Origin of the sequence: Vibrio sp. VB16, from assembly GCF_015594925.2 — a bacterium.
GTDB lineage: Bacteria > Pseudomonadota > Gammaproteobacteria > Enterobacterales > Vibrionaceae > Vibrio.
This window is the reverse complement of sequence record NZ_CP087591.1, coordinates 1,383,519-1,406,156: the sequence shown is the minus strand read 5'-3', so window position 1 is coordinate 1,406,156 and position 22,638 is coordinate 1,383,519. Positions and strand designations below refer to the sequence as shown.

Sequence of the window (22,638 nt, the reverse complement as noted above, 5' to 3'; positions counted from 1 at the left end):
CCGCCCGTTTTCCCGACCTGTATGAGTGGCAGAGAGACGAAAGAACATGACCCATTACCATTTTTTGAATAATCGACCCACAATGTTTGGATGGTAGTTCCAACAATGATCAAACATTGCCATTAACTGCGGGTTGCCGTATTTCGATAGACTAATCGCATGAAAACGGTTTTTCTTAGATTGGAGTGATCTGACCATATCCAGGATAACTTCAGGTTGTTTGGGTGCTATAAAATCAGAAATTACCACCATATCAGCGTTGCGATACTTGCCGGAGCTCATCAATTCTACCGATTTAACGATAACAGGATCCAGATCAGTCCCTCCGTGAAACTGATACGAGAGAAAGTCACTGGCTTCCCTTAAACCATCAGCTTTAGTCAACTCGTAGGTAATCCGTTCGGTTGAAAAAAGAATAACAAAGCACTCTCTATTTTCAGCAAGTGCTATTTGCATCAAAGCATAAGACATCGCTTTAGCACATTGCTCGGGGAATCCACTCATCGATCCGGAAGAATCGACACAGATAATAAATGGCCCTTTTTCTATGTCTATTTTCCTATTTTCTGGTTTCTGTGATTTGATCTTACGAAGCTTGCGCGCTTTACCCTTTACTTTATAGTTCATCAAGCGCTTATCAACCAGATGCTTATAAAACACCACCTCTAGCTCAGGGTACGCCAGGAACATCGTTTCGTTCGGTAACATTCGGCTGAGATCATCACTTTCATGAATGCCAACAATATCGTCTGCTGCTTCGTCGCTTTTTTCTTCGACCATCCTTAGCTCTTCAGCTGGGTTTTTTAATAAATCAGGGTCACTCACTTCGCTGGCCATTCGCCCCAGTTTTTCAGCCATCGCTTGTAACTCGGCATTCTTCTTCAAGAACTCCGCATAGCGTTTCATTAACAAAACATCACTTTTAGATAGTTTTGCCGCTGCCATATCCCACAATCGACCAAGCTTGGCAATATCACCTTGCTCAGAAACGTTATGCATGCTTTGCATTGTTTCTATGCGTTGATACAGATCGGCTAAAAACTTCTCCTTATCCGATTCTAACTGTGCAATCTCAGCCTGTTTTATCGCTTTTGATAAACTTTTATACCACTGCTCGCAGAAGTAATGAGGAAACATAGGGTTATAGACGCCTTTGTTTCGCTCTAATAATTTCTTCGCTTTAGAATAGAACGGGGAATGCCATTGGAGTTGTTTGACAATATCAGGCGCTTTTTCAAAGAATGTATCTTCATCATAATGAATAACCTCCTGATAAAGATTAAGCTCATCAAGCAATCGTTCAGTCTCACATGCTTTGGTGATTTTTCTTTTAACCCCATTTCGCCACTTGGTGATCTGATTATTAACCGACGCTTTTACCGCTCTATTTTCTGGGATCATAAGCAGTTGAGAGCGGCCGATTAAGTCATTAACCGCCGTATCTATGATGCCCGACTCTGCGACCATCATTATCAGATTTAGTCCATCTGCACCTAGCACTTTATCTTCCTATACAAAGAACTGATCCAAACTTTTTATTCTTTGAGTCACTTTTTCACTATCTAATTGAATGACTTCAACCTCTTCCATCAGTGACTGTAAACTGCTTTCCATTTTTGCTGGCAATCGGTCATCAATAAAGCTGTGTGGCAATGCGCCATGAAAATCAGACCGCACTTTGCGAAAATGATGTTCAGCTTGGGTAAGTTGCTTTATTGCGTCCTCTGCTTTCTCGCACCACTCTCCATAAAGCGCAGAATCGAGGCCTTCGTTAGTAACGATGCCTGCCAACACAGATCGATTCGCGATATCTTTTACAACTAAACGGTCAGAGACATTAATATCGAAACGAATTCGGCATAGATTACTATTTTGATTCACGTAACCGTAGGCGTCACCTCCTCCCTCTTTAATCACCTTTTCTAGCTCTTCTTTCGCTACATAAATCCAGCGACTGTCCCCTTTCTCCGATTCGTTGACAGACATATTGCTCTGTAAAAGAACCACTTTTAGTAACCCCCTCGCGTTCCCAACGCTGTACATTTTAGCATTAGATATATCAAGGCTATAACCACCTTTACGCAGAATTCCAGTTGCCGCTTCATTGGTTAACGTCATGCTGAATTCAGATTCCAATTCATCTTGTATTAACGACAAACCGTCTCGGCAGCTTGTTATCTGCTGCTGGATAATATGTTGATCAAAAGCATGATTTATTGCGAACTCTTCAATCACTTCTTGTACCAATTGCCTAGATTCAGGGCTATGCCACAGGCAGTCTTTTAGAAGCAATAGATCAAGAGGGTTAATCGAGTCTCTTCCATTAAAATAGGCACTCGCTTTCAATAATTTAACGGCTTTCTTCCATCGCCTATCCGAGACATACAATTCTGATCCTAACGAATCAACCCTGTTTTCCTCCGCTTTCTTTTCCAGCAGAGCCTTAAGCGCGTATAATTTTTCAAAGCACTCATCATTGAGTACAAGTAAGTCCAACTCGTGCTTCCAGAGGTGATATTCTTCATCTGTGATAGCCAGCCCCGCTGGGATTTCGGCTTCCTGTTCAGTCCCAACCATCAGCATAGCTTTGAAGTTTTGTTTATTTTGAATTCGGTTGACGAATACACGTACCAACATTCGATCGTAAAGCGCCTCCAAACCACTGTCCTCATCAGGAAGCTCATTAGATGCAGACACCAGCAAACGCATAGGCACTTTTTGGATCTCGTTACCATTTTTGAATGTTTTCTCGTTCACTACGGTAAGCAGTGTATTAAGGATAGCCGGTCCTGCCTTCCAGATTTCATCTAGAAATACGACTTGGGCTTGAGGAAGGTACCCTTCAGTTAATCGAACATATCGACCATTGTCTTTCAGTTCTTGAATACTTAAAGGACCAAACACCTCTTCCGGAGTCGAGAATCGGGTCATTAGGTACTCGAAATAGCTGCTATTGTCGAATGCTTGAATTAACCGCTTTGCAATGAGGCTTTTAGCAATTCCTGGAGGGCCTAATAAAAAAACACTCTCACCAGACAGTGCCGCCAACAAGCACAGTTTGATTGTACCTTCTCTTTCATATACGCCGTAAGAAAGGGCTTTAACTAATTTATTTATTCTTTCTGATAGAAGCGCTTTTTGTGCGTGTGAGGCTCTTAGAGACATTGTCATAGATAAACCGCAAATAGTTACTTTGAAAAATAGAACGAGTTTGTTATTAAAGTGTTACTTTACAGAACCCAGTATCGTTAAAAAATATGTATTGTCTATAACTGGTTAAAAAACTTGTAACTAAACACATGTTATAGTGGTAAATGTGTCGCTGGTCACTTCTACATTGCTTCAGTATTTCTAGTGACGTAGGATAATAGCAGCAAAATTTGCCGATTATTTTTGGGATTATTGTTTTCATTTATCACTATGCAACCCCCTCGATAAAACTCAGAGAGTACAACGTGCCTAAATTGATTCATCAATGGAAACAACTGTCGCTGATTCAACGTGAGATGACACTTCCTAACCATGTTAAAGTCATGCACACCACCGTCATGCACCCGGGTGCAACGGTTATTTTGCCAATATTGTCAAACGGCGACATTCTATTGCTGAGGCAGTTTCGACCTTCTATAAACGATTGGCTATATGAACTACCGGCAGGCACATTAGAGCACGACGAATTACCAATAGACTGTGCGATGCGCGAATTGGAAGAAGAAACGGGGTACAGTGCAAAACACTTTCAATCGATCGGTGAGCTAATTCCTCTTGCCGGGTTTTGTGACGAGGTCCAATATCTTTATATCGCGAAGGATCTAAGTCAGACGGCAAGGCTAGCGTGTGATGCCGATGAGGTCATTGAGATATTGTATCTCAGCGTTAAAGAGGTGGAATCCATGATCGTGAATGGCACAATTATCGATTCGAAAACAATCGCTTGTTTGTCAAAAGCAAAGCTATTAAATTACATTTAATAAAACATATACTTGGAAACGAATTCTATGGACTTTCGCTCAGATACAGTTACAAAACCAACCCAAGCTATGCGTGAAGCAATGGCCAACGCAGAAGTCGGAGACGATGTGTATGGCGATGATCCCACCGTCAATGGTCTGGAAAAATGGGCCGCAGAACGACATGGATTCGAAGCCGCACTTTTCACAACATCTGGAACTCAAGCAAATTTGCTCGGCCTTATGGCTCATTGTCAGCGCGGAGATGAGTACCTTTGTGGCCAGCAGGCCCACAATTTTAAGTATGAAGCAGGTGGTGCGGCTGTTTTAGGTTCTATACAACCACAGCCCATAGAGAATAACCCAGATGGGACAATTAGCTTTGATAAACTTCGCGCGGCAATAAAGCCAGACGACTTTCACTTTGCTCAAACCAAGCTCCTCAGCCTTGAAAACACCATTAATGGTAAAGTACTACCACTCGAGTATCTAAAACAAGCGCGTGAGTTTGTAAACCGACATGGATTACAGTTACATCTAGACGGTGCACGTGTTTATAACGCCTCTGTTGCATTGGATGTCGATATCAAAGAAATCACTCAATATTTCGATTCAATCACTATCTGTATGTCGAAGGGATTGTCAGCACCGATTGGGTCTTTATTGCTAGGAACCACAGAATTTATTGATAGGGCAAGAAGAGTAAGAAAAATGCTTGGTGGTGGTATGAGACAAGCTGGCATACTAGCGGCAGCGGCGAAACTCGCATTGACCGAACAAGTAGCACAACTTGCGACCGATCATGCGAACGCGAAGAGACTCGCTAATGGATTAGCCAATATTAAGGGTTTCTCAGTAAATCCTGATCATGTTCAAACTAACCTAGTCTTTGCAAAGATTGATGACGACGTGGATGTGGACAGTTTAGCTGACGTCTTAGCGAAGGATAATATCATTATCACCGCTATGAACCCGATCAGGTTTGCAACACATAACGATATTTCAACGCAAGATGTTGATAAGCTGATTGAAAAGCTAGCGAAATTATATAACTAGAAACGAGTTATTTAGAGAAGCGTTAATATCTAAGAGAAAAATGCCCTGTCGAAGGCAGTAAAAAATACAGGGCTAATAAGGATTATCCATCGTTCCTAATTCATTGAAGGGCCTAACAAGTGATCTTGTTAGGCCCTTTTTTGTGGTTACGCTTGTTGACTCTTTTGAGGGTTCTTGATCTTAAACAATATCGCGAACATCACAGGTACAACGATAAGCGTCAATACCGTGGCAAAACCTAAACCAGCCATAATGGTGACCGCCATTGAACCGAAGAAAGCATCAAACACTAATGGGATCATACCGAGTATGGTTGTAATCGCAGCCATACTAACGGGCCGAACACGGCTAACGGCACTATGTATAATTGCTTCATAAGGTTCTCGCCCTTCTGTTAGTTCCAAATTTATCTGGTCCAACAACACGATACCATTTTTCAAAATCATGCCGCTCAAGCTCAGTAACCCAAGAAATGCAGTGAAACTAAATGGCATATTTGATCCAAGCAAACCAACAGAAACACCGATAATTGATAATGGGACGGTGAACCATATCACCAATGATTTTTTCACTGAACCAAATAGGAAGATAGTGACAATGAACATCAGCAAATAACCCATTGGTAAGGAACTAAACAGAGACTCTTGAGCGTCTTTAGATGACTCATATTCGCCACCCCAACTTAGTTCATACCCTTCAGGTAGTGCTAAGGCCTCAACCTTAGGTTGAATACGAGCAAACAGACCTGCAGGTGTTTCATTACCCAGCACGTCATGGTCAGCTAAAACGGTTAATGTTCGCTTTCTGTCTCGCCTCATAATCAGTGGTTCAGACCAACCCAATTCAATGCCATCAATCACTTGTTCAATTGGCACATAGGCTTGTTGGCTTGGACTCCAAATACCAAGGTTTTGCACCGTATCAAAATTGACACGCTCATCTGCTGGTAAACGAACCATAATTGGAATCATTTGCGTACCATCTCTAAACAAACCAATGGTTGAACCACCAAATGCGGTTTGCAATGTATTAGAAAGATCTTCTTTAGATACACCCATTCGACGAGCTTTAGATTCGTTAAACATTGGTACGAGATCTTTGGTTCTTTCTCGCCAATCGTGTCGAATATTTCGAGAACCGGGGTCTTGATAAAGAATATCCTCTACCTGAGCCGCAATATTTCTTAGTATCTGAGGATCCGCACCAGTTATTCGTGCCTCTATTTTTGATGCAGGTGATGGCCCAAATTCCAATAATTTGAATTGAAAGGTTGGAGAGTCAAACGAAATAGCTAACTGGTCATCAAGTTTGTGCAATAGCGTGAACATCTGTTCCCTATCATTTGCTCTCACTTGAAACTGAGCGTACGCCTCATAACTCCTTTCTGGTGCATAGGTTAATGCAAAACGCTGTAATCCTTGCCCAATAGAAGAGGAGACAAATTCAACTTCGTCATAGCGACGTAAAAAGCGATCAACTTCTTCGGCTTGCTTCTGAGTTTCTCTAATGTCGGTGCCTTCAGGCATCCACATATCAACATAAAACATGGGTGTATTAGAGGCAGGGAAAAACTGTTGTTTAACGTTACCAAATCCAATAATAGCCGTTACAAGCAAGGCAACCATGCTCGCAACCGTTAACCATCTAAAACGCAGTGCGAATTTCAAGACAGAGCTAAACACAAGATACAATGCGCCTTTATACGGATCGGTATCTTCGCCCTCTTCACTTTCGCCATCTTTCAGAAGCAGATCCGCCAAGAACGGCGTCAATGTAAGCGCGGTAATCCAACTTAAAAAGAGTGAATAACACAATACCCAGAAAAGATCGCCTAAAAACTCGCCGGTGGCATCAGACGATAAACCTATTGGTGCAAACGCCGTAATAGCGATAACCGTCGCACCCAATAAAGGCCACTGTGTTTGCTTAACAATATCTTTCGCGGCTTGAAGTTTGGTTCTTCCTTTCTTAAGCCCGACCAATATTCCTTCAACGATAACAATGGCGTTATCGACCAACATACCGAGTGCAATGATCAATGCACCAAGAGAGATACGATGGAGTTCAATATCAGAGAGTTTCATTAAAATGAAAGTGCCCATCACGGTAAGCAATAGGACAATACCGATAATTAGACCACTTCGAAGACCCATAGCTAATAGGAGGACGACAATAACGATGCCGACCGCTTCCGCTAGGCTTACCATGAAGTTTTGTACCGATTTATCTACTTCTTGAGATTGATTATAAAAATAACTGAGTTCAAGTCCTGCGGGTTTAATGTTCTCAATTTCCGCTAATTTCGCTTCAATCGAGTGGCCTACGTCGACAACGTTCACGCCGGAACCAAATGATATTCCAAGGTTAATCGCTGTTTTGCCGTTAAACGTAACGATATTCTCTGGTTTTTCCTGGAGACCACGTCTAACCGACGCCACATCTTTTAATCGAATTAGATTACCCGTATCACGACCATGAATGATCAAATTTTCTAGCGATTCAACAGAGTTCAAGTCACCACTTGGACGAATAGTTAAGTTCTGCCCATTAATCATCAATTCACCAGCAGAAATAACGCTATTTTGGTGCGAAAGTAACGAGGTTATTGTTGAGAAGTCCAAATTTAGAGAAGCCAAACGGTCAATCGACATTTCTACGTACAAGTACTCTTGCTGATCACCTGCAATACTGACTTTACCAACACCTTCGACCAGTTCTATTTCGCGGCTTAGCAAATCTGCGTAGCGTTTAAGTTCTACGTAGTCATAACCGTCACCCGTTAACATCATCATAATGCCGAACACATCACCGAAATCATCGATAATCTGTAGCGACGTCACCCCGGAAGGTAGAGTCGGTTGTAGGTCATTCACCTTACGGCGCATCTCATCCCAAATCTGTGGAAGTTCATTGGGACCGTAGGTCATTTTCATGCTGACTGTAATCTGTGACATACCTGCCGAAGAGATTGAAGTAACATTGTCGACATACGGTAACTGACGGATCGCCTTCTCAATAGGGTAAGTCAGCTCTTCTTCTACTTCTGTTGTTGTTGCTCCAGGATAAGTTGCAATAACCAACGCATCTTTAATGGTAAATGCAGGATCTTCAAGGCGACCTAAGTCAAAGAAACTTTGGGTTCCACCAATGGCTAAAATGACGAGAAATAACCAACTTATCACTTTATTTTTTATTGAATATTCGGCAATGCTCACTGGATCTCTTCCTTGTTTGCTATAGCAACGACAGCGTCTTCACGCATTTTTCTTAAATTGGAGTTAACAACGGCATCACCATTAACGACACCATTAGCAACTATTGCTCCATGACTACTGATCTGAATAATATCTACTGCTTGTTTATGAATACGGCCGTCAATAAGCTTCCAGATATAAAATTCATTCTCTTTAACACCCGCATCAAGTGCCGTCATCGGTATCTGATAGCCCTCTACAATTCGAAGACCAGCCGCCACTAAATCAACATCCAGACTCACACTTGTACCGGGTAGAATGGCCGGTTCAACCTGTGGCATTTGTAGCCAAAACTCAAAGGCATTGCTGCCTTGCGCTGGTTCACTAGAATGTTGGTAGTAAGTCGACACAAACTCTCTTTCATCACCAAAAAAATGCGTCTTCACGTGATAACTTCTGGTCTCACTGTCTGGATTAATCATCGAAAGCACGGTATCGGAAATAGCAACTCGGATACGAACAACATCACCACGATAGACACTTAGAATTTCTTCACCCGGGCTCGCGTTTTCAAAGGATTGCTTTGGTACTTCAGAAATATAACCGTCAAAAGGTGCGACTAAACGTGTGTATTCTAGGTTGTTTTTCGCTATCTGAAAATTTACGAAAGCCATTCGCTTACTTGCGGTCAACTCGTCAAACTCAGATTGCGAGACCATCTTTCTTTTAAGAAGGTTTTTACCACGGCTCCATTGTTTTACTGTGAGCTCATATTGCGCTTGGGTATCGGCTAACTGCTGACGAAGTTTTTTTGTATCAAGCTTTGCTAGCAATTCTCCTTTTTTAATTTTTTGCCCTTTGCGTACCAAAATTGCTTCCAGCTTACCCTCTACTCGGAAAGACAAAGGGGTGAGGTCAGCGGGTGCAACCGTACCTTTAAAATTTCTAAACTGGCTTGAAAGAGCAGGCTTTACGTCAAATATTGATACGGTTACCGCTTTCCTTTCTTTCACTTCTGTCTCTACTCCACATCCTTGCAGTGTCGCTAACGCGAATAGGAGTCCCGCTATTTTATAATGTCGATGTATTCGCATTAGATACCTCCCTCTCGAGTCCAAGCTCTTACTATCTGTCCTTCTTTAAGATTTTTTGCTCCCGCGACAACAATTTGATCGCCCGCTTTTAAACCGGAGACTACTGCGCCAAATTCGTTTAGCTCAACAGCAATACTTTCTACACTCTGTTCCGACGGGTTAAATTTCCAAACTTTGCCTTTTTCAGTTTCTCTAGAGATCCATGCCTCATTCGGTATTGAGAGCATATTTTCTTTTCGATTATTGGTTATTAGCACCTGTCCGGTCATGCCAGTAAGAATATTAAGAGATTCTGGACGAACAATCGTGATGGTAGCGCTATAACTATTGGTATCGACATTAGGTTGGGTTGACATCTCTTTAAAGGCCGCTGGTACAACAACAGTATTGTGTATATCAAATATCACTGCGTATTCACGACTTGGTAGGTTGTGTATTCCTGTCTTCTCAATATAGGGAACCGGAATAACAATATTTATGTCCAGATTCTCATTATTAATGATGTTAAGTACTGGCTGTTTAGATGAGACATATTGAAAAGGTTGAACAAATTTTAGTGACACCACACCATTGAATGGCGCTGTAATCTGAGTATATTGGAGGTCGGTTTTACTCTCTTCAAGGTTAGCCTCTGCCGCCTTAAATGCCGTTTCAGATTGGTCAAATACGTCGGCACTAATCAACTTTTTCTTAAATAACTGTTTATTACGTTCTAAACGAGTTTTTGCCAGATCATATTGAGCTTGTGAAGCGTCGACGGCCAACTGGTAATCATTGTCATCAAGAACAGCAAGCACCTCTCCTTCCGCCACTTTCTGCCCCTCTTTCACACCCAACGTTTCAATTACACCTGGAACTTGAAACGACAATTGAGAGCGGTCACCAGCATCAACTTCAGCTAAAAAAACGTCATACCCCGCGTCCGTGATATTTGGTACTTGATAAAGTTTCACCGGTTTAATCACGTCTTCTTGCGTCTCTGAATTTGCTTGCTCACAACCTGCAAGGAAAACCCAAGCGCCTGTTACTAAAGCTAATTTGAACATTGTAACTAAGCCTTTTTTATTCACCCTACTTTCTCCATCACTGTGAAAAGTATTTACTACACATTTGTGCAGTATATGAATAATTCGACTAAGATCAATATATATTTTACAGACGTATAGTAAATTATACTGACGAGAACCAATATATTGATTAGAATGCGTTATTGAATTTTGAGAAGACATTATGATTTGTAGAAAACAGGGCAGAAGAAGCGCGCAAACAGCAGAAGAAACCAAGCACTTAATTCTTGCTAACGCTGGAAGAATGTTTTGTTTACAAGGTTATGAAAAGGTATCATTGAGAAACATTAGCGAAGCCGCTGGTGTGTCCCATAGCCTTATTCGCCACCACTTCGGTAGTAAAGAACAAATATGGTATGCCGTAAGTGATACGTTGAATGCCTATATGCAGAACTACCTTAACGCGCTAATTAATGAATTGCCTGATAACAAACCGGCCCAAATTGTCTTGTATAACTTCAGTATTAAGATGATGGCACATTTATTACTGAATCCTCAGCCCCTCCAATTTATTGCTGACGCGATAAGACAGGAAGGCGAGTTCTTCGATTATTTTATTGATCAATCAGGGATGTTTGAATCAGTCACACAGGGGCTTATCGATGAGCACAACAAACAAAACCCAAGCCATCAAGTCACTCTCTGGGAACTCAAATGGCAGATGATTTATACTGCTCACGCAGCTATCAGTTTGCGCCCATTACTGAAGATAGTTTGGGAAGGAGAAGTGAACAACATAGACGAAGCATTACTTAAACACTGGTCAATGTTCAATAAATTGATTGCGAGTCAATTAAATATACAAACAGATGACATCGTGACTTCATCAAATCTAAGCGATCTTCTATTGCCCATTGCCTGCGATTTTTCGAATCCGGACACCTGTTCCAATGATCTTAGACAATTCTCTTAGCTTCGCTTACCACGGTTGCGGTGGACATTGAGCTTCGATTTCATTTTTCTTTTTTCAGCAGAGCGATTGTGTTTTTTCATTGGTCGCTCTTCATTGGAATCTTCAATCAGACTCGGTTCGAACCCTTGAAGCCACTCTTGGGGCAGGCGTTCATCTAACAAGCTTTCAATTGCCTTCAGTAAATACTCTTCATCACGCACCAATAACGAAATAGCCAACCCAGCGTTACCTGCACGTCCGGTACGACCAATTCGGTGTACATAATCTTCTGCTTGATATGGCATATCGAAATTCACCACACATTCAAGCTCTTGGATATCAATTCCGCGAGCCGCAACGTCTGTTGCAATTAACGCTCTGACTTTACCTGATTTAAAATCATCCAGCGCTTTTTGCCGAGCCCCTTGGCTCTTGTCACCATTTATTGATGCGGCTTTTATACCATCCAGTTTAAGTTCTTTGACCAAGGCATCACTGCCTATCTTCGTCTTTGTAAATACCAGCACTTGTCGCCAATTTCGAGAACCAATGAGATAGGCAAGCAATTCACTCTTTCTCTTTTTGTCTACAGGATAAACCATCTGAGATACAGTACTCGCTGTACTATTAGATGGTGTAGCTTGTTCTTCTTCAGGGTTATCGAGTATTTGATACGCTAACTTTTTGACACGGTCATGAAAGGTTGCCGAAAAAAACAACGTTTGTCTTTCGGTAGGGAGTTGTTTCAATATTCTCTGAATATCCGGAAGAAACCCCATATCCAACATACGGTCAGCCTCATCAAGTACCAAGGTTTTCGTTCGTCTTAGGTCGATAGTTTTGGTATAGGCATGGTCTAATAACCGACCTGGTGTCGCAACAAGGATATCAGCACCATTCCTTAGGTTGCTTTTTTGAACATTTAGACTTGTCCCGCCATAGGCTACAACGATGTTTAAGTCGCAGTTCTCGCTATAACTAACGAGGCTATCGAAAACTTGCTGAGCCAGTTCACGAGTGGGGACCAAAATTAAGCTTCTGATCCATTTCCCCGGCTTTTCATCGGCTCTGTCTTGAGGATCAGCCATTAAATTATGAATCATAGGCAGGCCAAATGCCGCCGTTTTGCCCGTACCAGTCTGCGCTCCAGCTAATACATCTTTCCCTTCCAAAACATGGGGGATCGCTTTTTCTTGTATTGTTGTCGGCTGTTCAAAACCAAGCTTGCCCAGCGTTTCCACTAGTTGTTGATTAAGGTTCAATTGGGAAAAAGAAATCGGGGATTCAGACATTAACTTAAGCTCTCAGAAATTTGGGTCAGGATTGTAACAGATAACCAGCGTATCTATCACGGTAGATGATGTGTTTTTTCAATACTCGCTTTAAGTACATCATCATATAAAATTGAGAATAATCCCTTCATTTCATCATAATGCGTGTCAATATCTTGAAAACACTCTGCTAACGGCGCCATTCTGGTGCTACGATGAGACATTCGTTCTAACACTACTTCAATCGTGTTTAATGACACATATGACGTCAACCATCTATTTTTCCACATCAATTCGGTTACATGTAGATAACGTTCAGGTAGAACGACATTCGGTTTCGCCACTCGTTTCTCAGCCGTTTGACAGAATGAATGTAAACTCTCATCACAATATTGAGACCACGCATTCGCTAGGCAATGATCCCAAAAGACATCCATCGCAATAGGGGCGAATCGTCTTCTAGCAGGAGAAAATAGCAACTTAACTTGCCTCGAAATTTCATGTTGGTCAGTAAACTTATCAACGAACCGATGCAACATAATGCCATCAACAACCTCTTTAGGGTAACGACCTACAGGATTACCTTTTACAAAATCACCCAGCAGATTACCGGCAACGTCACTGTCGCATACTGTGGCAATATGAATGTGCGCCAAAAAATTCATCTAAAGCTATTCTACTTATCCTGAACACAGGCTAGAGGGCAATAATAACCACAAGTTAGCCTAAATGAGTGAAAAGTTAAAACATAAAATGGGCACAGTGATCAAAAACAAAAAAGCCAGCAACTCTCGTCACTGGCTTTATCTTAAATGCGTTAATCGTGCTCACGTGTAACCACACTTCTACAAATTATCAATAACAAATGCGTCGTCGATTACGACATCATCCAACTCATAATCCGTCAGGTCGAAGCCAATTTCCAATGCATCTAACCATTCTAAGCTATCATTTTCTAAAAATTGTTCATCCATAATCATTACCTCCTTATCGTCTACGAATATAGAGATAACACTTTTATATGACAGATTTTTTATAACACCTAACACTAAACATCGATAACTTTTAAAAACTATGAACCCCATCAAATGCAACCGTTTGCGTAGAGTTTTTATACTAATTTGGTTCGTAACCAAACGGATTTGCAATGTGACATCGGTCACATATACAAGCTAAATAATACATTGCATTACATAAAAATGTCGAACATTTATCTTTTTTTCCTCTAGAATCTACATTGCGAGACATCTATCCAGAATTTCAACAACGAGGCCAACATGAAAGAGATACCATTTCGACTGATTGACAGATTATTTATAAAAATGTCTATCAACGATAAATTTTGGGTCATTTTTGTCCTATTCTTTGCCGCGCTTACGACCACAGCCCTTGGCAGGTACAATCAAGCGATAACCGCTATCGAGAAAAATTCTGTCGAGATCATACAAGCCAAGGTAAACGGGGTTGCGTTAGCGATAGCACCAAATAGCAAAGTAAGCTTACCGAATATCTCTATCTCAAACGCTTCAACGAATGCCTCTTTCAAAAGCAGTTCTATAACGGCCTCTGCAAGAATAGCTAACGGTCAATACGCAACACTAACGGAACAAGTACCGGCCTCAGTAGGAACAGCAAAGGAAGCCGCCTTAAACTCATTTTTACTTAGCTTCTTGTGGTTAATTCCTATTGCTATTGTGCTGTATTGGACCGCGACATTTTTGACCGGAGCTCTTTGGGTGTTATGGCAAACGACCGTTAAAATCGCAGACGGCGATCTTACCTCCCGTTTAGGTTTCCATTCTGGTCGTGACGAATTTGGTACCATCGGTTGTGCGTTAGACGAAGCGATGGATACATTGACGGAGTTAGTTGAGGTCGTAAAAGAGAGCTCAACAACGTTAGAAATGACAACCGCGACGTTTGCATCAGAAGTAACCCAAAGCCAAAAGCAGATTAACTTCCAGCACTCATCGCTCGATTCTGTCGCGACGGCAATGGAAGAGATGACCGCTTCTGCATTGGAAGTCTCGAACATAGCTAAACAAGCGGCGGAACACTCTGAGAATGATGAAAAATACGTTCAGGCTAGCCAACAACGTGTTCAACAAGCGATCTCTGAAATTGAACAGCTTAGCCAATTTATTTCTGAGTCATCAACTTCAGTCGCGACACTTGCAGACAGCACGACACAAATTAATGAAGTTATTACAACCATTAGCGCGATATCTGAACAAACAAACTTGTTGGCGCTCAACGCAGCAATTGAAGCAGCTCGTGCTGGTGAATATGGCCGGGGTTTCGCCGTGGTCGCAGACGAAGTAAGAACACTAGCCAGCCGAACACAAGAAGCGACCGTTGAAATACAATCTACGATCGAAAAGCTGCAGGTCGAAACTGGACTTATTGCATCGAAAACTGAAAATACAGTGTCACAAGCCAATACCAGCAATAAAATCATATCTAGCATTGGTGATGACGTGGTCTCCATTGCAGAATCGGCTCGTGCCGTGATGGAAATGAGTGTTCATATATCAACCTCTGCCGATGAACAAAGCACTGTTGCAAACGATATAGCAAGTGAATTAAGTGATATTCGCAGCCAATCAGATGTTATCCGAGAAGTCGCCCAGACGTCCGCTCAGGGAGTCTCTGAATTAACAGAGGCATCCAGCAAGCTCAACTCCGTTCTAAAAGGTTACAAGACCGCATAGGCATTGTAGCAACCCTCATATTAGTATTATAACTAAGGGCTGATCATTATTGATTGGCCCTTTTGTTTTATAAAACATTCCACAATGAATACTATTGACCTTATAATTTAAAAAAAGCACGACGATACGGATGGTCAATGAAAGTTCGCAATTTACTCACATTTATCAGCATTATTATTTTTTCTGGCTGTGCAACTTATGTTGGGGTCAATTTTGATCAATTATTTGGTAAAGAATCCGTTAGGGAACGTAAAGTCCCTTATGGAACTCCACTCGCAGAACACTACATTCATAACGTAAAACCTATCATAGATAAACGTTGCGTAGTTTGTCATGCATGTTACGACGCCCCATGCCAACTCAAAATGTCGTCCTCGCTCGGAATAGATCGCGGTGGCAGTAAAAGCAAGGTTTACAACGGCACTCGCCTGGCGGCTACCTCTCCTACCCGATTATTCGAAGATGCACAAACGACGCAAGAGTGGCGCAATTTTGACTTTCATCCCGTACTAAACGAAAGAACCCAGACCTCACAAGCAAATCTGAACGCAGGCTTAATCGCTAGGCTACTTACTCAAAAAGAAGAGCACCCACTGCCACAGCAAGATCAGTTGGAAGGGTTTGATTTTTCAGTTTATCGAAGTGAACAATGTCCTACCATTGAAGAGCATGCTCGTTATCAAGAGACTTATCCAACCTGGGGAATGCCCTTTGGAATGCCAAAACTAACCAATATCGAGTTTAAAACGTTAATGGGTTGGTTAGAGCAAGGTGCACCAATGTCGGCAACAAAACCTATCACTAATCAAGAAAAGCAAACGTTGAGTCAATGGGAAACGTTTCTTAATAAAGACAGCCTTAAGACGCAGCTTACTGCTCGTTATTTATATGAACACCTATTTCTTTTTCATCTCTATTTTACAGATATAGGTGAAGATACTCGTTTTTTCAATCTCGTTCGGTCATCTACACCTCCAGGAAAACCAGTAAAGAGAATATCAACTCGTCGCCCCTATGATGACCCGTTAATTGAACGTGTGTATTACCGACTAATACCGGAACTGGCAACACCGGTAGACAAAACTCACATGCCCTATTCACTTGACGAGACTCGTTTTGTTAACTGGAAAAAATGGTTTACCGAAGTTGACTATACCGTCACTGAATTACCAAGTTATAACATTGAAGTATCTGCAAACCCAATGACGGCATTTGCACAACTTCCTGTTAAATCTCGGTTCGAATTTCTGCTTGATAACGCACAAAATACCATTATGGCCTTCATCAAGGGCCCAGTTTGTCGCGGGCAGTTGGCGCTTAACGTCATAAACGATCGTTTTTGGGTCTTTTTCATAGATCCAGAAAAAGCGGATCTACCTGAAATCGATACATTTTATTCGAATCAAATAGAAAACCTCCGATTACCCGGGGAAAAACAGACCATCTTAGCACCAGTAACAAACTGGATTACCTATTCTAAACAACAGGCTCGCTACCTAAAAGCGAAGGCCAACTTTGCCAACAAGTGGTTTAACAATGGAGAGCGCCTAACTACGGATATTTTATGGGAAGGTAACCAGAAGAACCCCAATGCAGCACTCACCGTATTCAGACATTTTGACAGCGCGTCTGTCGTGCAGGGAATGGTCGGGAAAAAGCCAAAAACAGCTTGGGTCATCGACTATGGTCTACTTGAACGCATCCATTATTTGCTCGTTGCTGGGTTCGACGTTTATGGTAACTATGGTCACCAACTTGTTACTCGACTCTATATGGATTTTTTACGACTAGAAGGAGAAAGCAACTTTCTAAGCTTGCTGCCTAAAGAGGTTAGACATGAGATCCACAATTCTTGGTATCAAGAAAAGAGCAAACATATGTCGAATTTCCTCACTCGGAACATAGAACCATTCAACCAACCTACCGGTGTTGTTTATCACACCGATAACTATAAATCTGAACTGTATGACAAATTTGAAAGCAGATTAGAGCCAATTTTGAATGACAGATTCAAAATCGAAAACACTGGAATGAAGCCCGAAACGGAGCAGATATTACGAAAGTTTGATGACCTCGTTGGTTTCTCTGATCAAACACTTGCTCAAATTAGCATGATCATGATTGAAGGGGATAATGGCAAGCAACATCTCTTTACCCTACTACGAAATAATGCCCATAAGAACATCAATAGTCTATTCAACGAACACAAAAATCGTACACCTGAAAAAGACGATTTAACCTTGGTTCAAGGTGTCGTCGGTAGTTATCCAGCTACCTATTGGCGGCTGAAAGAAGATGATGTACCTGAGCTATATCGAATGTTGAGTTCGATGAAGAACGAACAAGATTACGTTAAGTTATTGGATCGTTTTGCTATTCGTCGCAGCTCACCAGAATTTTGGCCATTTAGCGATTTGGTTCATCAGTGGTACAAGCGGCACCAACCTGTCGAATTCGGTTTATTAGACTATAATCGATTTGAGAATCGTTAATTTCTCAATAAAGAAGTTAGATGTTTACTACGTATCATCAGCAAGCATCTCTCGTAATGTCCTCATGTAATCCAAGAAAAGGAGGTAGCCATGAACATGCGAGAAAAAATAGAAGATCTAGAGCAACAAATATACATAGCTTGTTCTGAAAGTGACACTGACACTATGAATATGCTTGAATATCAACTCGAGCAGTTACGCGGGCGGATGGAGCACGTATTAGACGATGACCCATATGCACTCGAAGACTATTATTATGATGAATAAATTATGGCTATAGAAAGAGAAAGCCCCAGCAGAATACTTTCTGATGGGGCTTCCTTTTATTCTCTCTGGGGTACTATCTTAGGCCAGATAGGAACTCATGTCGCGTTGCCGAATTTGATTTAAATATTCCACCCAACGCGGTTGTAGTGGTCTCACTTGTTGCATCCATTACTCCACGTGATTTTACGCAATAATGCGTCGCGTCAATGGTGACAGCCACATCATCAGACTCTAATAACGCTTGTAAAGCGACTAATATTTGCTGGGTCATCCTCTCTTGAACCTGAGGGCGTTGAGCAAAAAATCGTACAATGCGGTTTATTTTAGATAGACCGATAATTTTACCACGAGGAATATACGCCACCGCGGCTTTCCCATCTATGGTCACAAGATGATGTTCGCATGTGCTGGTAACGGTAATATTTTTTACCCTTACCATTTCACTCACATTCATTTTATTTTCAATGACGGTGATCTTAGGGAAATTCTTGTAATCCAAACCAGAAAACACTTCATCAACATACATCTTGGCTATTCTAGCCGGTGTTTCTTCTAAACTATCATCGTTAAGATCAAGCTCTAGTAGCTGTAGCACTTCGCGCATATGGTTTTCTATGCGTCGTTTCTTCTCTTCTCGGCTTACCTGATTAGGCAGCATGGGAGTTTCGAGGCCTCTCTGCTCTAGCGCATCCTTTACTAATTGAGCTGAATCGCTAATACCCGACATAATCTCTCCTACTATTTGCAACGTCCAACAACCTGTTTTAACGTCCAACAACCCAAATTAACGGCTGATAAGGATACTCGGATTTATAGAGAATTACAGTAACAATTATTTCTCCAAGCCTCGATCTGCCATTGAGTTCAAGAGGAATGTTCTGCGCATATTGCCTGAAAGTAAAACCCTCTGATTAGAAACCGACAATTTGCATCAAATTTACTATTTTGTGAATGTCGCAGGCTATAGCAAGCAGGGATATATGTTATTGTTCCCGCCGTAATTTTAATAATGACAATAAGGATTCATTATGGGATGTTGTGATGCCCCAGGTCTAATGCCAATCGATGACGCTATACAACAGATGCTGTCAAGCATAACGGCAATTAAGTCGACTCAGTCGCGTGCACTTGAACACACCGTTGGCTTTGTTTTAGCTGAAGATATTCTCTCCCCAATTAATGTTCCTCCATTTGATAATTCTGCGATGGACGGATACGCCATTAGGCGTAGCGAACTAAAAACAACAAATGTTTTACCTCTGTGTGGAAAATCTTTTGCAGGCCAACCCTTTGAAGCGGACTGGTTAGCTGGAACGTGCATTCGAATAATGACGGGCGCTAAAATACCTCAAGGTTGTGACGGCGTTGTCATGCAAGAAGACACAACCGTTGTCGATGGCGGTATCCAATTCAACGATACCGACGTTAAAGAAGGCAACAATATTCGTCCTACAGGCGATGATATTCGTACTGGTGACGTTGTATTGAGAGCTGGTGCTCGACTCACCCCTCGAGACATTCCAATGATCGCCTCACTCGGCATTAGCCACCTATCGGTATTTGACAAACCTAAGGTTGCTTTCTTCTCGACTGGCGATGAATTGATACCATTGGGTGAAACCCTAAAAGAGGGTCAAATATACGATAGCAATCGATATGGACTTAAGATCCTTTTGGATAAGTTCGGATGTGAAGCAATTGACTTAGGGATTATTCCGGATGTTCCAGACCAACTTAGACATGCATTTAATCAAGCACAAGAACAAGCCGATGTCGTCATAACGTCTGGTGGTGTCAGTGTGGGTGAAGCCGATTATACAAAAGATATTCTTGACGAATTAGGTTCCGTGAGTTTCTGGAAGATCGCGATCAAACCAGGAAAACCGTTTGCGTTTGGTCAGCTTGCTAAAGCCTGGTTCTGCGGATTGCCTGGCAACCCTGTATCAGCGGCATTGACCACCTATGTCTTGGTGCAGCCTCTTCTAGCGAAACTTTCTGGTGAAACCGACTGGCAGCCACCTCAATCGATTCCTGCAACGACGCTATCTAACTTTAATAAAAGGCCGGGAAGAACTGATTATCAACGTGGAGTTTACACTGTAAAAGATGGCAAATTTGAAGTAGAAAGTGCAGGCAATCAAAGCTCAGGTGCATTTACTTCAATGAGCGTAGCGAACTGTTTTGTTATCATAGAACACGAACGAGGCCGCGTTAATGCGGGTGAGACCGTTCATATCCAACCATTCAATCACACCCAATATTAATCGCAGCTAAACGAGCAACGACTGTTCATTCAAACGGGTCGTTGCTTGGTTATCGAAAGCGTTAACGTAAACCAGTCAGGAAAAGCTATGGAAATCCTTTCAGATAAAGAAATGCTTCGTTACAACCGCCAGATAATCCTGAAGAATTTCGACTTCGAAGGACAAGAAGCCCTCAAACAAAGCTCCGTACTCGTTATTGGTGCCGGGGGGTTAGGTTGTGCTTCTAGTCAATATCTTGCTACAGCTGGTATCGGTCATATTACGCTGGTCGATTTTGACTCCGTAGAACTATCAAATTTGCAAAGACAGGTATTGCATTCGGATTCAGACATAGGAAAACTAAAAGTACAGTCCGCCTCTGAAAGCTTACGAGGACTGAATCCACATCTAACGGTAGACACTGTCGCAGAAAAGCTAAATGATCAGGCGATGCTCGCTTTAATCGAAAAGCATCAGGTCGTATTGGATGCGACCGATAATAAGGAGACGAGAAACCAACTTAACCGCCTCTGCTATCAAACCAAAACACCACTGGTCTCGGGTGCGGCCATTCGAATGGAAGGTCAAATTAGCGTTTACACTTATAAAGAGGATGAACCTTGCTATGAATGCCTAAGTGCGCTATTTGGTCAAAATGCACTGACTTGCGTAGAAGCCGGAGTCATGTCACCTGTCGTCGGTATTATTGGGGGAATACAGGCTTTGGAAACCATAAAAGTTATCTCTCAATATGGAAGTCATTACCGTGGGAAATTAATGATCTTTGATGCGCTAAATTTGAGCTGGAGAGAAATGAAATTAACCAAACATCCTGACTGTGTAGTTTGTGGTTGAGATTTTTTGAGCTTTTAATAAAATTCTACTATTTATTTTAAATAATTAAATATATGTGATCTGTGCCACTGTTTTTTAAACATCTTTTGCATGATCATTCTGGGCTGTCATTCTGTTTAACATCAGTGTCATATGAACAAATTGTTGAGTGTAGTAGTGATGGAATCCAGAATTTCTCAATTAAGAAAAGACTTTAAAACTCGAATTTTCGCCATCGTTCCAAATAATGATGAAAGAGCAACCACCTCGGTTTTAACCGAAGAAGAACTCGTTGAGCTACAAAATGCTTGGGTACAATTAGCTATTTGGAAACAAAGTGATATCGCAAATTAGTGAAAAGTGACAACCTATTCACTACTTTGCTTTATCTACATTACTTTTATTTCATTTTCTCATCTAAATTCAAAACCGTAAGAGCGTTGCTAACACTCGTGGCAATCACGTCAACAACCCCCGTGCGCAGAGCCCCTAATAAAGCAAGAGGCTTGCTATTTTCTGCGGCTATCGCAATCACTTCTGCAATAGGTTTAAATTCCTTCATGCTTAAACCTATTACTCGATCACTCATTACTGTCTGTGCTGTATCACCATGGATATCAAAAAAATCATACCCTGCAAAATCCCCAACTACCCCTTGAAGTAATCTAGATTGAACGACTTCTTCCGCAGTAAACCAACCCAGATCGACCATATAGCTGTTTTCACTCATATCGCCAATACCGACCAGAGATACATCGGCTTTACGCGCTAAATCAAGGGTTTGCTTAACCGTAGTATTTTCCATGAAGGCCAATTTCTGTTCTTTGTTTTCCGCATAAGCTGGGGCATATAACGTCTCAGATGAACCACCGTATTTTTTTGCCAGTTGACGACAAATATGATCAGCGTTATACATTCCTCCCCTTGGGTGAATACCCCCAATACCGCAAACAAACTTACAATCTCTTGGTGTAATAACACCCACATGATGCGCCACTGCAGAGACATTCCTTCCTTGTCCCACCGTGACCACCATACCGTCCTTTAATGTCGTCGACAGATAATTTGATACCAGACCAGCAACTTGCAGGCGTTGTTGCTCCACACTCGGTTGGTCCAATGCGACCAGCGCTCTTTTAACGCCGAATCGTTCAATGAGTCGTTGTTCTATTTTTGCACTGAATACTGGGTGATATTTGACCGTAATTTCAACGATCCCTTCATCTCTAGCTTGCTTCAGCATCCGACCCACTTTTGCTCTAGAGATAGTGAATTTTTTTGATATTTCTTCCTGCGTCGCGCCGTCTTGATAGTAGGCAACTGACATTTCAGTTAGAAGATCCGTACTCTGATCCAAAATATCTTGATTTTTTTTACTCATATCTCACCTACTAAACCTAGTTATTTTCCAGTACATAGCCATTACTTTAGCTCAACACCATTACATATGATCACGCAAAATACACGGGGATTTTTGACTTTAATTCTTAGTCAAAAAGTGACGAAAACGTTTATATCATATAAAACCTAGCAAACATTGACTAAAGTCACTTTTAGCTTGTCTCCT

At 41.7% G+C, this 22,638-nt stretch carries 19 protein-coding genes; 9 read left to right on the top strand and 10 right to left on the bottom strand.

Going from position 1 to position 22,638, the window contains the following annotated elements:
* Nucleotides 1-54: 54 nt before the first annotated feature.
* Complete coding sequence (viaA, locus tag IUZ65_RS22735) at nt 55-1,500, bottom strand: ATPase RavA stimulator ViaA (protein ID WP_195706280.1); 1,446 nt, start codon at nt 1,498-1,500, stop codon at nt 55-57.
* A gap of 9 nt (nt 1,501-1,509) precedes the next feature.
* Entirely contained in the window at nt 1,510-3,171 is a 1,662-nt protein-coding gene (locus IUZ65_RS22730; RefSeq protein WP_195706279.1) for an ATPase RavA domain-containing protein, read from the bottom strand.
* 284 nt (nt 3,172-3,455) lie between these two features.
* Between IUZ65_RS22730 and IUZ65_RS22725 the strand changes: the two genes are divergently transcribed.
* Both IUZ65_RS22725 and ltaE read left to right on the top strand, forming a co-directional pair.
* Nucleotides 3,456-3,971 carry an NUDIX hydrolase gene (locus tag IUZ65_RS22725; protein WP_195706278.1) on the top strand — a complete coding sequence of 172 codons (516 nt, stop codon included), beginning with the start codon at nt 3,456-3,458 and terminating at the stop codon, nt 3,969-3,971.
* 27 nt (nt 3,972-3,998) lie between these two features.
* A complete protein-coding gene (gene ltaE / locus IUZ65_RS22720) occupies nt 3,999-5,006 on the top strand; it encodes a low-specificity L-threonine aldolase (RefSeq protein ID WP_195706277.1) in 1,008 nt (335 codons plus the stop codon).
* Nucleotides 5,007-5,152: 146 nt separating this feature from the next.
* On the opposite strand, the gene IUZ65_RS22715 is transcribed toward ltaE, so the two are convergent.
* The 3 genes from IUZ65_RS22715 to IUZ65_RS22705 are packed head-to-tail and all read right to left on the bottom strand — an operon-like array spanning nt 5,153 to nt 10,340.
* Nucleotides 5,153-8,221, bottom strand: a complete 3,069-nt coding sequence (locus IUZ65_RS22715) for an efflux RND transporter permease subunit (protein ID WP_195706276.1) — start codon at nt 8,219-8,221, stop codon at nt 5,153-5,155.
* Nucleotides 8,218-9,294 carry an efflux RND transporter periplasmic adaptor subunit gene (locus IUZ65_RS22710; protein ID WP_195706275.1) on the bottom strand — a complete coding sequence of 359 codons (1,077 nt, stop codon included), beginning with the start codon at nt 9,292-9,294 and terminating at the stop codon, nt 8,218-8,220. The genes IUZ65_RS22715 and IUZ65_RS22710 overlap by 4 nt, the downstream gene beginning before the upstream one ends.
* A complete protein-coding gene (locus tag IUZ65_RS22705; protein WP_195706274.1) occupies nt 9,294-10,340 on the bottom strand; it encodes an efflux RND transporter periplasmic adaptor subunit in 1,047 nt (348 codons plus the stop codon). Before IUZ65_RS22705 ends, IUZ65_RS22710 begins: the two co-directional genes overlap by 1 nt.
* A gap of 184 nt (nt 10,341-10,524) precedes the next feature.
* On the opposite strand from IUZ65_RS22705, the gene IUZ65_RS22700 reads away from it, so the two are divergent.
* Complete coding sequence (locus tag IUZ65_RS22700; protein WP_195706273.1) at nt 10,525-11,274, top strand: TetR/AcrR family transcriptional regulator; 750 nt, start codon at nt 10,525-10,527, stop codon at nt 11,272-11,274.
* Here IUZ65_RS22700 and IUZ65_RS22695 read toward each other — a convergent pair.
* From IUZ65_RS22695 to IUZ65_RS23465, 3 genes are all read right to left on the bottom strand, one after another.
* Complete coding sequence (locus IUZ65_RS22695; RefSeq protein WP_195706272.1) at nt 11,271-12,545, bottom strand: DEAD/DEAH box helicase; 1,275 nt, start codon at nt 12,543-12,545, stop codon at nt 11,271-11,273. The genes IUZ65_RS22700 and IUZ65_RS22695 overlap by 4 nt on opposite strands.
* Before the next feature lie 56 nt (nt 12,546-12,601).
* Nucleotides 12,602-13,189 (bottom strand): acyl carrier protein phosphodiesterase, encoded by a 588-nt coding sequence (locus tag IUZ65_RS22690; protein WP_195706271.1) that lies wholly within the window; start codon nt 13,187-13,189, stop codon nt 12,602-12,604.
* Between the two features lie 180 nt (nt 13,190-13,369).
* On the bottom strand, nt 13,370-13,498 hold the full coding sequence (locus IUZ65_RS23465; RefSeq protein ID WP_269213815.1) for a hypothetical protein: 129 nt from the start codon (nt 13,496-13,498) through the stop codon (nt 13,370-13,372).
* A gap of 303 nt (nt 13,499-13,801) precedes the next feature.
* Here IUZ65_RS23465 and IUZ65_RS22685 point away from each other — a divergent pair, with 303 nt between their 5' ends.
* From IUZ65_RS22685 to IUZ65_RS22675, 3 genes are all read left to right on the top strand, one after another.
* Complete coding sequence (locus tag IUZ65_RS22685; protein ID WP_195706270.1) at nt 13,802-15,235, top strand: methyl-accepting chemotaxis protein; 1,434 nt, start codon at nt 13,802-13,804, stop codon at nt 15,233-15,235.
* A 137-nt stretch (nt 15,236-15,372) separates the two neighbouring features.
* Nucleotides 15,373-17,727 carry a fatty acid cis/trans isomerase gene (locus tag IUZ65_RS22680; protein WP_195706269.1) on the top strand — a complete coding sequence of 785 codons (2,355 nt, stop codon included), beginning with the start codon at nt 15,373-15,375 and terminating at the stop codon, nt 17,725-17,727.
* Nucleotides 17,728-17,817: 90 nt separating this feature from the next.
* Nucleotides 17,818-17,994, top strand: coding sequence for a hypothetical protein (locus IUZ65_RS22675; protein ID WP_195706268.1), 177 nt, complete (start codon nt 17,818-17,820; stop codon nt 17,992-17,994).
* A 73-nt stretch (nt 17,995-18,067) separates the two neighbouring features.
* Here IUZ65_RS22675 and folE read toward each other — a convergent pair whose 3' ends face one another.
* The gene (folE, locus tag IUZ65_RS22670; RefSeq protein ID WP_195706267.1) at nt 18,068-18,721 is read right to left on the bottom strand and encodes a GTP cyclohydrolase I FolE; all 654 of its coding nucleotides are present in this window, start codon (nt 18,719-18,721) and stop codon (nt 18,068-18,070) included.
* 301 nt (nt 18,722-19,022) lie between these two features.
* Between folE and moeA the strand changes: the two genes are divergently transcribed.
* From moeA to IUZ65_RS22655, 3 genes are all read left to right on the top strand, one after another.
* Nucleotides 19,023-20,258 (top strand): molybdopterin molybdotransferase MoeA, encoded by a 1,236-nt coding sequence (moeA, locus tag IUZ65_RS22665; protein ID WP_195706266.1) that lies wholly within the window; start codon nt 19,023-19,025, stop codon nt 20,256-20,258.
* Between the two features lie 87 nt (nt 20,259-20,345).
* Nucleotides 20,346-21,092: a molybdopterin-synthase adenylyltransferase MoeB gene (gene moeB / locus IUZ65_RS22660; protein ID WP_195706265.1), complete on the top strand. Its 747-nt coding sequence runs from the start codon at nt 20,346-20,348 to the stop codon at nt 21,090-21,092.
* Nucleotides 21,093-21,224: 132 nt separating this feature from the next.
* Nucleotides 21,225-21,425 carry a hypothetical protein gene (locus IUZ65_RS22655; RefSeq protein ID WP_195706504.1) on the top strand — a complete coding sequence of 67 codons (201 nt, stop codon included), beginning with the start codon at nt 21,225-21,227 and terminating at the stop codon, nt 21,423-21,425.
* Between the two features lie 46 nt (nt 21,426-21,471).
* Here the strand turns inward: IUZ65_RS22655 and IUZ65_RS22650 are convergent, their stop codons facing one another.
* Nucleotides 21,472-22,452 carry a sugar-binding transcriptional regulator gene (locus IUZ65_RS22650; protein ID WP_195706264.1) on the bottom strand — a complete coding sequence of 327 codons (981 nt, stop codon included), beginning with the start codon at nt 22,450-22,452 and terminating at the stop codon, nt 21,472-21,474.
* Nucleotides 22,453-22,638 lie beyond the last annotated feature (186 nt).

Coding starts and splice junctions, on each gene's coding strand:
- IUZ65_RS22675 (WP_195706268.1), top strand. CDS start 17,818: ATGAACATGCGAGAAAAAATAGAAGATCTAGAGCAACAAATATACATA.
- ltaE (WP_195706277.1), top strand. CDS start 3,999: ATGGACTTTCGCTCAGATACAGTTACAAAACCAACCCAAGCTATGCGT.
- IUZ65_RS22730 (WP_195706279.1), bottom strand. CDS start 3,171: ATGACAATGTCTCTAAGAGCCTCACACGCACAAAAAGCGCTTCTATCA.
- moeA (WP_195706266.1), top strand. CDS start 19,023: ATGGGATGTTGTGATGCCCCAGGTCTAATGCCAATCGATGACGCTATA.
- IUZ65_RS22705 (WP_195706274.1), bottom strand. CDS start 10,340: ATGTTCAAATTAGCTTTAGTAACAGGCGCTTGGGTTTTCCTTGCAGGT.
- IUZ65_RS22650 (WP_195706264.1), bottom strand. CDS start 22,452: ATGAGTAAAAAAAATCAAGATATTTTGGATCAGAGTACGGATCTTCTA.
- IUZ65_RS22695 (WP_195706272.1), bottom strand. CDS start 12,545: ATGTCTGAATCCCCGATTTCTTTTTCCCAATTGAACCTTAATCAACAA.
- moeB (WP_195706265.1), top strand. CDS start 20,346: ATGGAAATCCTTTCAGATAAAGAAATGCTTCGTTACAACCGCCAGATA.
- IUZ65_RS22655 (WP_195706504.1), top strand. CDS start 21,225: ATGAACAAATTGTTGAGTGTAGTAGTGATGGAATCCAGAATTTCTCAA.
- IUZ65_RS23465 (WP_269213815.1), bottom strand. CDS start 13,498: ATGGATGAACAATTTTTAGAAAATGATAGCTTAGAATGGTTAGATGCA.
- folE (WP_195706267.1), bottom strand. CDS start 18,721: ATGTCGGGTATTAGCGATTCAGCTCAATTAGTAAAGGATGCGCTAGAG.
- IUZ65_RS22710 (WP_195706275.1), bottom strand. CDS start 9,294: ATGCGAATACATCGACATTATAAAATAGCGGGACTCCTATTCGCGTTA.
- IUZ65_RS22685 (WP_195706270.1), top strand. CDS start 13,802: ATGAAAGAGATACCATTTCGACTGATTGACAGATTATTTATAAAAATG.
- IUZ65_RS22700 (WP_195706273.1), top strand. CDS start 10,525: ATGATTTGTAGAAAACAGGGCAGAAGAAGCGCGCAAACAGCAGAAGAA.
- IUZ65_RS22680 (WP_195706269.1), top strand. CDS start 15,373: ATGAAAGTTCGCAATTTACTCACATTTATCAGCATTATTATTTTTTCT.
- IUZ65_RS22690 (WP_195706271.1), bottom strand. CDS start 13,189: ATGAATTTTTTGGCGCACATTCATATTGCCACAGTATGCGACAGTGAC.